The 8657-nt window shown below is 38.6% G+C and carries 9 protein-coding genes; all 9 read left to right on the forward strand.

The features are described 5' to 3' along the window. The coding region (locus ABWO12_RS11530; RefSeq protein ID WP_353089109.1) for a chorismate mutase at window positions 1-137 on the forward strand (137 nt) is incomplete at its 5' end. A gap of 40 nt (window positions 138-177) precedes the next feature. After that, on the forward strand, window positions 178-696 hold the full coding sequence (locus ABWO12_RS11535; RefSeq protein ID WP_353089101.1) for a hypothetical protein: 519 nt from the start codon (window positions 178-180) through the stop codon (window positions 694-696). A 61-nt stretch (window positions 697-757) separates the two neighbouring features. Continuing rightward, window positions 758-1720 carry a ribosome small subunit-dependent GTPase A gene (gene rsgA / locus ABWO12_RS11540; protein ID WP_353089102.1) on the forward strand — a complete coding sequence of 321 codons (963 nt, stop codon included), beginning with the start codon at window positions 758-760 and terminating at the stop codon, window positions 1718-1720. 157 nt (window positions 1721-1877) lie between these two features. Continuing rightward, complete coding sequence (gene dtd / locus ABWO12_RS11545; RefSeq protein WP_353089103.1) at window positions 1878-2330, forward strand: D-aminoacyl-tRNA deacylase; 453 nt, start codon at window positions 1878-1880, stop codon at window positions 2328-2330. 55 nt (window positions 2331-2385) lie between these two features. After that, on the forward strand, window positions 2386-4284 hold the full coding sequence (locus tag ABWO12_RS11550) for a DUF3858 domain-containing protein (RefSeq protein ID WP_353089104.1): 1899 nt from the start codon (window positions 2386-2388) through the stop codon (window positions 4282-4284). Between the two features lie 5 nt (window positions 4285-4289). After that, window positions 4290-6257: a DUF3858 domain-containing protein gene (locus ABWO12_RS11555; RefSeq protein WP_353089105.1), complete on the forward strand. Its 1968-nt coding sequence runs from the start codon at window positions 4290-4292 to the stop codon at window positions 6255-6257. After that, complete coding sequence (locus tag ABWO12_RS11560; RefSeq protein ID WP_353089107.1) at window positions 6229-7731, forward strand: DUF3857 domain-containing protein; 1503 nt, start codon at window positions 6229-6231, stop codon at window positions 7729-7731. The genes ABWO12_RS11555 and ABWO12_RS11560 overlap by 29 nt, the downstream gene beginning before the upstream one ends. Beyond that, window positions 7732-8238: a DUF3858 domain-containing protein gene (locus tag ABWO12_RS11565; RefSeq protein ID WP_353089108.1), complete on the forward strand. Its 507-nt coding sequence runs from the start codon at window positions 7732-7734 to the stop codon at window positions 8236-8238. Between the two features lie 2 nt (window positions 8239-8240). Beyond that, window positions 8241-8567 (forward strand): nucleotide pyrophosphohydrolase, encoded by a 327-nt coding sequence (locus ABWO12_RS11570; RefSeq protein ID WP_073361473.1) that lies wholly within the window; start codon window positions 8241-8243, stop codon window positions 8565-8567. Window positions 8568-8657: the final 90 nt, after the last annotated feature.

An 8657-nucleotide genomic window follows, 5' to 3' on the forward strand; every position in this document is an offset into this window, starting at 1 on the left:
GTTGGAATGAAATCTTGGAACGTATGGTCAAAGAGGGGTCGCAGCGAGGCTTGAGCGAAGAGTTTATCGTTCAGTTCTTTAAGGCCATTCACCAAGAAAGTATAGCGCATCAAGAAAAAGTGTTTAAATCAGAATAATTTCTTAATATTGCGTTCGATAACCACTAAATTATTTAACATGAAAAAATTAGTTCTACTATTTGCCCTGATCACTTCCATCGTATCAGCACAGGCAGACAAAATTTACAAGCACAACGGTGAAGTGATTACCGGAAAAGTAGTTAAATTAGAAGAGTACACCATCGTATTCAAATATGATGGCGAGGATGCAGAAAATACAGTTAGTAAGTATGCGATTGAAAAAATCGTTTACGGAAAATCGGGTCGTGTAGAAGAAGTTACAGAGAAAATTGTAGTGAACGGTGAAGACGATTGGGAAAAAGTGGTCATCTTAGAAGACAAAGCGTACATCTCTGGTTTGAAAAAAGGAGAAGAAGTGCGTGGAAAAACAGGATTGATCAACTTCCAAACAGGAAACACAGGAGATAAAAAAGCAGAGAAAAAATTAAAAATAGAAGCCGCTAAGTTAGGATGTCCTTTTATTTTATTGACTGCTGACAAGGCAACTGTTGGTGCTAATTCCAACCAATTGGGAGGCTCACAGGTCATCAAAAAAGGAGTGGCTTACAAATACTAATTCCGCATTATTTCAAAATACTAAAGGCACTTCGGTGCCTTTTTTGTTTTATTTTTGTAGCATGACAGGATGGGTATACAAATCGACGGGTAGTTACTATACGGTAAAAACGGATACGGGAGCGCTGTACGATTGTCGTATAAAAGGGAAATTTCGCATCCAAGGCATCAAAAGTACCAATCCGATTGCTGTAGGCGACCGCGTTGATTTTGACCTAGACCAGTCGACTGATGAAACCATAGGACAAATTCACACCATTCACGATCGAAAAAATTATATTATCCGCAAATCGGTCAACTTGTCCAAACAAGTACATATTATTGCGGCTAATGTAGATGTTGTTTTTTTGCTGATAACCATCAATAATCCTACAACAACGACCAGTTTTATTGATCGTTTTTTAGTAACTGCTGAGGCTTATGGTATTGAAGCGGTTCTCGTGTTCAATAAAATAGATACTTATGACGATGCAGCATTGGATGAGCAACTGTATTTGCAGTATGTTTACAGTCAGATTGGCTACCGTTGCTTACGTGTTTCGGCCTTGGAAGCCAAAGGTCTTGAGGAACTTAAAGCTTTAATGGTGGATAAAGTATGTATGTTTTCGGGACATTCTGGGGTAGGGAAATCGACTTTGGTCAATGCGTTGGAACCAGGGTTGGATTTACGTACCGCTTCGATTTCGGATTCCCATCAACAGGGGCAACACACGACAACATTTGCCCAGATGTTTGATTTATCGTTCGGGACAAAAATTATAGACACTCCTGGTATTCGTGGTTTTGGCGTGGTCGATATGGAGCCCGAAGAAGTAAGCGATTACTTTCCTGAGTTTTTTGCGTTAAAAGAATCGTGCAAGTTCAACAATTGCTTACATAAAGAAGAGCCTCATTGCGCTGTGAAAAAAGCATTAGAAGCCGATGCGATTGCATGGTCGCGCTACCGTAGCTATTTACAAATTTTAGCCGGAGATGACGAACAGTACCGCGGAGACCAATATGCGGAGGAACGTAAGAGTTTGTAGTGACTAGTGACTAGCTCCGAAACTTCGGGGCTGAATCGTGATTGGTGGAATTTCTACGGCGGCTGGGAGGCTAGTTCAAAATTCAATTTCAAAATTCAATTTTAATTTCAAAACTCAAAATTTATAATTCATAATTTAAAATTCATAATTCTTATCTATGCGTGCAGTTCTTCAAAGAGTCACACAAGCTTCGGTTACCGTTGATGGAAAAATAGTGTCTGAAATTCAAACGGGTTTATTGATTTTGTTGGGTGTAGAAGAAGCCGATGGAATGGACGATGTGCAATGGTTGGCGTCCAAAATTGCTAACCTTCGGATTTTTGGCGACGAGCAGGGGGTGATGAATCTATCAGTGAAAGATTGCCAAGGGGATTGTATAGTGGTGAGTCAGTTTACCTTACATGCCATGACCAAAAAAGGCAATCGCCCTTCGTACATTAAGGCAGCCCGACCCGAACAAGCGATTCCTTTATACGAAGCCTTTGTGTTGGCGATGGAACGGGAATTGGGAAAAAAAGTGGGCACAGGGATTTTTGGTGCCGATATGAAAGTTGCCTTACTCAATGACGGTCCGGTGACGATATTTATTGATACTCAAAATAAATTGTAAATTTTGTTTGTAAATTTTTTCCAAAAAAAATATATTTGGAAAAAATTAGTTCGTGATGTATAAGCCTTTACTCCTACTGTTGTTGGTAACCCAATTTTTTTTCGGTCAAAATCCAAATTACACCGCCCTTACAGTTCCAGATGCATTAAAAGAATCTGCGAATAGTATTGTTCGTGCGGATGATATTGTAGTCAATATTACATCATCCAAGTCTTACACCATCAGCCGTAAACGGGTTATTACCATTTTTAATAAAAAAGGAGAAGACCATATTGATGCTTATCTTCCGTATAGTCCTTCGGAAAAAGTTATTCAACTTCAGCTCACGGTATATAATGCCATGGGGATGGAGATAAAAAAATTTAAAAAGAGTGATTTTACCGATCAAAGTGTAGCTGATGGATTTTCACTTCTCACAGATAATCGTGTCCTTTTTTTAGATTATACCCCAACGGAGTTTCCGCTCACATTTGTTTTTGAATCCGAGCTTAAAACCATAAATACAGCGTTTATTGCTTCGTGGAGCCCCTATGAAAATTACTATTCGTCCATTCAAAAATCGTCAGTAACGTACAAATATCCTGAGGATTTAACGCTTAGGATTAAAGAAGAGAATTTTGAAGGTCGCACCATAACCAAAACCGACCAGAAAGGCGTTTTATCTTACGCGGTAGAAAATTTACCCGCAGAAAAAAGAGAAGATTATGCGCCTAATACAGATCAAATTTTCCCTAAGGTTCGCGTTGCCTTGAATCGCTTTTCATTGGAGGGTGTTGATGGAGAAGTGAATACTTGGGCAGATTTTGGGAAATGGATGTATGAAGGCATTTTAAAAGGTACCGACGAATTAAGTCCGGAGACAATCGCTAAGGTTAAAACATTGACCGCCGATTGCAAAGATCCTCTTGAAAAAGCGCGAAAAATATATGAATATGTACAAGGGCGCACGCGTTATGTGAGTGTACAATTGGGTATCGGAGGTTGGAAACCCATGTTAGCCAAAGATGTTGATCGATTGGGATATGGCGATTGTAAAGCGTTATCCAATTATACCCGTGCCTTGCTTCAGGCGGTGGGAATAGAATCGTATTACACCATAATTTATGGAGGTGACGAACAGTTTGATATTACGCCCGACTTTGTGGGCATGCAAGGAAATCATGCCGTTTTAGCTATGCCCGATGGAAAAGGTGGGTATACCTTTATGGAATGTACGAGTCAAACGGTGCCCTTTGGTTTTCAAGGAGATTTTACGGATGATCGCTTTGCCTTGTTGATAAAACCTGATAAAGGGGAGGTGGTTCGTACACAAAATTATTCGGAAAAGAAAAGCACTCAACTTAGCAAAGGATCTTTTCAAATTACTCCCGAAGGAGATTTTAAAGGGTCACTTCAAATAGTCAGTACGGGAATTCAATACGACCAAGCGAGTGCTTTAGAAGGGCAACCCAAAGACAAACTGGATGAGCATTATAAATCCTATTTCAGTTGGATTAATAACTTGAAGGTTGATAAATGTCGACTAACCAATGATAAAAAAACAGTTCAGTTTACACAAGAACTCGAAATTTCTGCTTTAGGTTATGCAAAGCCTTCAGGAAATATGATTTTGGTCAATGTGAACCCTTTTAATCAAAGTGTACTAGTCCCCGCACGGTATCGAAATCGAAAAAATCCGGTTGAAATAACCCGAGGGTTCTACGATGAAGATACATTTACTTTTACAATTCCCGAGGGATTAAAAGTAGATGTGTTACCCGATGCAGTGCAATTAGAAGATACTTTTGGAAGTTACTCCATGACCGTGACTGTAAAAGAGAAAGAGGTATTGGTCAAACGTACTTTTTTACTACGAAAAGGCAAGTATCCCAAAGAATCCTATGAATTGTATCGAAAGTTTCGGGAACAAATCGCCCGAGCCGATAATGCTAAAATTGTATTCATTAAATCGTAATAGCCATGAAAATGCGTTTAATTTTAATTTGTTTTGTTTGCACGGCCTTTTTTTCTATTGGTTTTGCACAATCGTATGATTTGGGTGAAGTAACCCAAGCTGAATTGCAAGAAAAAGTGCATCTCAAAGATACTTCGGCGAGTGCAGCTATTTTGTTTAAAAAAGGCCGAACCTATTTTACACTAACGGATGGGCAATTTAATGTGATCACTGAAGTAAGTGTTAAGATTAAAATATATAAAAAGGAAGCTTATGAGAAAGCCAATTTTTCATTATATCACTATGCCCCCAATTCAGGTCCAGGGGAACAGGTAGATTTCACCAAAGCGGTGACCTATAACTTGGTTAACGGACAAATCGAAAAAACCAAAGCGAAGTCTGAAAATATTTTTACAGAACAGGTCAATAAAAATACCAAAGTAAAGAAACTGTCGATGCCAGCAGTGAAAGAAGGCTGTATTATCGAATATAAATATTCTATTTTATCCCCATTTATCTCCAACATTCGGGATTGGTATTTTCAATATGATGTTCCTATAAACTATTGTGAATATGTAGTCGACATCCCCGAATATTATAAGTTTAACAATCACTATCGTGGGGCCTTAATTTTGGATATAGCCCAAGAAAAGGTGAATCGGTCGGTTACATTTTCTGTAGGGAATCGTTTTGAATATTTTGACAATCGTATTACGTATAAGGTAAAGGATGTTGCCGCCATGAAAGAAGAATCGTTTGTCAATAATATCAGTAATTATCGTTCGACCCTCATTCATGAGCACGCTTCTACTATGTTGCCGCAGAGTACCTATCAGTATTACGCCAAAACTTGGGAAGATGTATGCCGTAAAATTTATGATGATGAAGAGTTTGGACCTCAGATGCGAAAAACGGGTTATTTTGAGGCCGATCTCACCAAGTTGGTAGAAGGTTTGACAACCGATGATGAAAAAATTGCTATGGTGTTTCAATACGTGCAAAATCGTATGAATTGGAATGAGTCCTATCGTATTTTTACCGACAAAGGCGTGCGAAAAGCTTATGAAGAGAAAACAGGAAATTACGCCGAGATTAATTTGATGATGGTAGGAATGTTACGTCATCTTGGAATTAACGCACACCCTATTTTGTTGAGTACTCGTGCCAACGGTATTGCCATGTATCCAAGTTTTAATGCCTATAATGCAGTCATTGTAGGAGTGAAAAGAAATGGAGGTGTTTTGTTTTTAGATGCGACCAGTAAGTATGCCAGTCCCGATATATTACCGTTACGGGATTTGAATTGGTATGGTCGGATGTTGCTCGATGATGGAACGGCTGAATTAGTCGATTTAATGCCCAAAATGGTCTCCTTAAATCAAGAAAATGCCGCTATCGATTTAGCCGCAGATGGAACAGTTTCGGGTAAAGTGCGCAATCAAATGGTCGACTATAGTGCCTTGCGTTTTCGCGACCGTTACCGTCAACTATCCAAAGAGTCGCAAATCGAACGCTTGCAAAAAAATTATACCGGCATTGAAGTGACCGAGTTTGAATTGTCCGATAATGGTGTGAGTGAAGCTTTGGTGGAAAAATATTCTTTTGAGAGTACCAATAGTGTGGAAGTAATTGGCGGAAAAATGTTTGTTCGTCCGTTATTTCACCTTGGTTTGGATGAAAATCCATTCAAACAGGAAACCCGTGAATATCCAATAGATTTTTCATTTCCATTTCGCGAAAAGCAAATGATTATAGTTAATCTGCCCGAAGGGTATACTGTAGAAACCTTACCCGAGAACATGGCTCTCGGATTGGATAAAAATTACGGGACATTCAGTTTTTCCATTACTAAAAATGAAAACAAACTCGTGATTCAAACCAATTTGGAGATAAAAACAGCTATTATGCCTCCTGATGAATACGAGAGTTTAAAAGAGTTTTTTAAGCTAATTGTAGATAAAGTCAATGAGAAGATTGTACTTAAAAAAGTATAGCGCTGTTCTTCTTTTTCTCTCTTTTACGGCGCTTTGTTTTGGCCAAAAATTCGAGTTAAACGAGGTAACAAAACAAGAATTAGAAGAGCGCTTTTGTTCTGTAGATTCTTCAGCTTCGGCGGCGTATTTGTTTACAACGTGTGCTCTGCGATTTGATTATTCGGCCGAAAACGGCTTTTCGTATATAGCCGAATATAAACAGAAAATAAAGATTTACAAGACTGAAGGGCTTCGATGGGCTGATGTGAAAATTCCCTATTACGTTGGCTATAAAAAGCTGAACAAAGACCGCATTGTCAACCTCAAAGCGTATTCATACAATCTAGAAGAAGGCAAAGTAAAAAAACAAAAAGTGACTTCATCTGGAGTCCTGTTGGAAAAGACAAACGAGTTTTGGGAAACAAAATTGATTACGTTTCCTGGCGTCAAACCAGGCTCTATTATTGAGCTGACTTACGAAATTCGTTCGGAAGATATCCAGACTATCGACTTGTTTCAATACCAATTTGATATTCCAGTGCGTAAAGCCTATTTAAAAATGGAATTGCCTTTGCTGTATACCTACAAAATTATTCGCTCTGGATTTGTGGATATTCCAATGCAATCCAACTATGGGGATGGTTCTATCAATTATTCAGCTTATATTGAAGGAACACGTGCTAAACGCGATTATATTTTGAATTTTAAAACGGCGGTCTACGAACTAGAGCAATGGGATGTTCCTGCCTTAAAAAATGAGCCTTTTACGGCAAATCGCAATGATTATTATGCAAAGATTAGCCTTGAATTAGAATCCGTTCAATTCCCCGATCAACCGCAAAAAAAGATTGCTGTAACATGGGATGATGTGGTAAAAACGGTGTTTAGTAATCCTTCTTTTGGTGGTGAATTACAAAAAACATCCTACTTTTTATCAGATTTAGACCGAATTGTTCAAAAGGAGATGGATGCTCGAACAACGACCTTGGCCATTTTTGAATGGGTCAAGAAGCAAATCGCTTGGAACGGGAAAATGGGATATAATACGAGTCAATCACTCGAAGAAGCTTATAACAAACGAAATGGTAATGTAGCCGATGTCAATTTAATCCTAACAGCAATGTTAACGCAAGCTGGAATTGATGCTCATCCTGTTCTTTTAAGCACAAGAGAAAATGGATTTGTTTCGTTTCCATCCTATTCCAAATTCAATTATGTGATCACCGCTGTAAATCTTGATGGCGAGCAACTCCTTTTGGATGCGACTCAAAAAGCAGGCAAAACTACCTTACTTCCTGTTCATGCACTTAACGAAAAAGGGCGATTAATTCGTAAAAACGGCACCTCTGAAGAAGTGAGTCTAACGCCCAAAACACCCTCCATCTCTTTCTACAATATTCAGGTGAATTGGCAGGAAGATAAGGGCTTAAAAGGAGATTGTGTAGCTCAATTTACGAATTATGATTGTTGTGATGTCATGGCCGATTCACAATGAATGGATAGAGAAACATGGATTAGAAATCGAGAAAATAAATTCAAAAATATTGTCATCAACAAACACGACATTCAAAACAAAAGTGAAGAGGCCGTTGCTAAAGAGGTTTTCTCATTTGAGACTGATAAATTTGTAGAAAAGATAGGCGAAAAATGGTATGTTGACCCCTTGTTGTTTAACACGCATACAATCCCATGGTTTACGGCTGAAAACCGTCAATACCCGGTGAATTTTACGTATCCAAAAAGGGAAATGACTACGGTGATTTTTTCATATCCTGCTGAATTTCAATTGGAATCAGCTCCTGTCGACAAAGTGTTTAAAATGTCCAACGATACAGGTTCTTTTCGTTTTTTCATTGAACGAAAACCCAATCAGCTAGTCATTACTACTACATTATCCTTAAATAAATCAGAAATTCCAGCTGAACAGTATCTCGAACTTAAAGAATTTTTTACCTTGGTCGTTGCAAAAGAGACAGAGAAAATTGTCTTGGTAAAAAAATAATCATGAACCTAAAAAACGCCCAACTCGACGTCGATCATTGGATAAAAAATCATGGAGTTCGCTATTTTAACGAACTCACTAATATGGCGCAACTCACGGAAGAAGTCGGAGAAGTAGCCCGTATCATTGCACGCCGCTATGGCGAACAATCGGAGAAAGAAAGTGACAAAAATAAAGATCTCGGCGAAGAACTTGCCGATGTCGTATTTGTCGTCCTCTGTTTGGCCAATCAAACAGGGGTCGATTTGCAAGCCGCATTTGATAAAAAAATGGACTTGAAAACAAAACGTGACCACGATCGCCATCACAATAACGAGAAGCTGAAGTAGGGACTAGTAATTAGTAACTAGTGACTAGCCTCCTAGCCTTGAGAAGAGTTAGTTACTTTCAACTCATAATTCATAATTCATAACTCATAA

It is taken from the genome of Flavobacterium sp., from assembly GCF_040379285.1.
Lineage (GTDB): Bacteria > Bacteroidota > Bacteroidia > Flavobacteriales > Flavobacteriaceae > Flavobacterium.

Bases quoted from the DNA above. Each gene is read 5' to 3' on its own strand.
- ABWO12_RS11535 (WP_353089101.1), top strand. From the start codon at position 178: ATGAAAAAATTAGTTCTACTATTTGCCCTGATCACTTCCATCGTATCA.
- rsgA (WP_353089102.1), top strand. From the start codon at position 758: ATGACAGGATGGGTATACAAATCGACGGGTAGTTACTATACGGTAAAA.
- dtd (WP_353089103.1), top strand. From the start codon at position 1,878: ATGCGTGCAGTTCTTCAAAGAGTCACACAAGCTTCGGTTACCGTTGAT.
- ABWO12_RS11550 (WP_353089104.1), top strand. From the start codon at position 2,386: ATGTATAAGCCTTTACTCCTACTGTTGTTGGTAACCCAATTTTTTTTC.
- ABWO12_RS11555 (WP_353089105.1), top strand. From the start codon at position 4,290: ATGAAAATGCGTTTAATTTTAATTTGTTTTGTTTGCACGGCCTTTTTT.
- ABWO12_RS11560 (WP_353089107.1), top strand. From the start codon at position 6,229: ATGAGAAGATTGTACTTAAAAAAGTATAGCGCTGTTCTTCTTTTTCTC.
- ABWO12_RS11565 (WP_353089108.1), top strand. From the start codon at position 7,732: ATGGATAGAGAAACATGGATTAGAAATCGAGAAAATAAATTCAAAAAT.
- ABWO12_RS11570 (WP_073361473.1), top strand. From the start codon at position 8,241: ATGAACCTAAAAAACGCCCAACTCGACGTCGATCATTGGATAAAAAAT.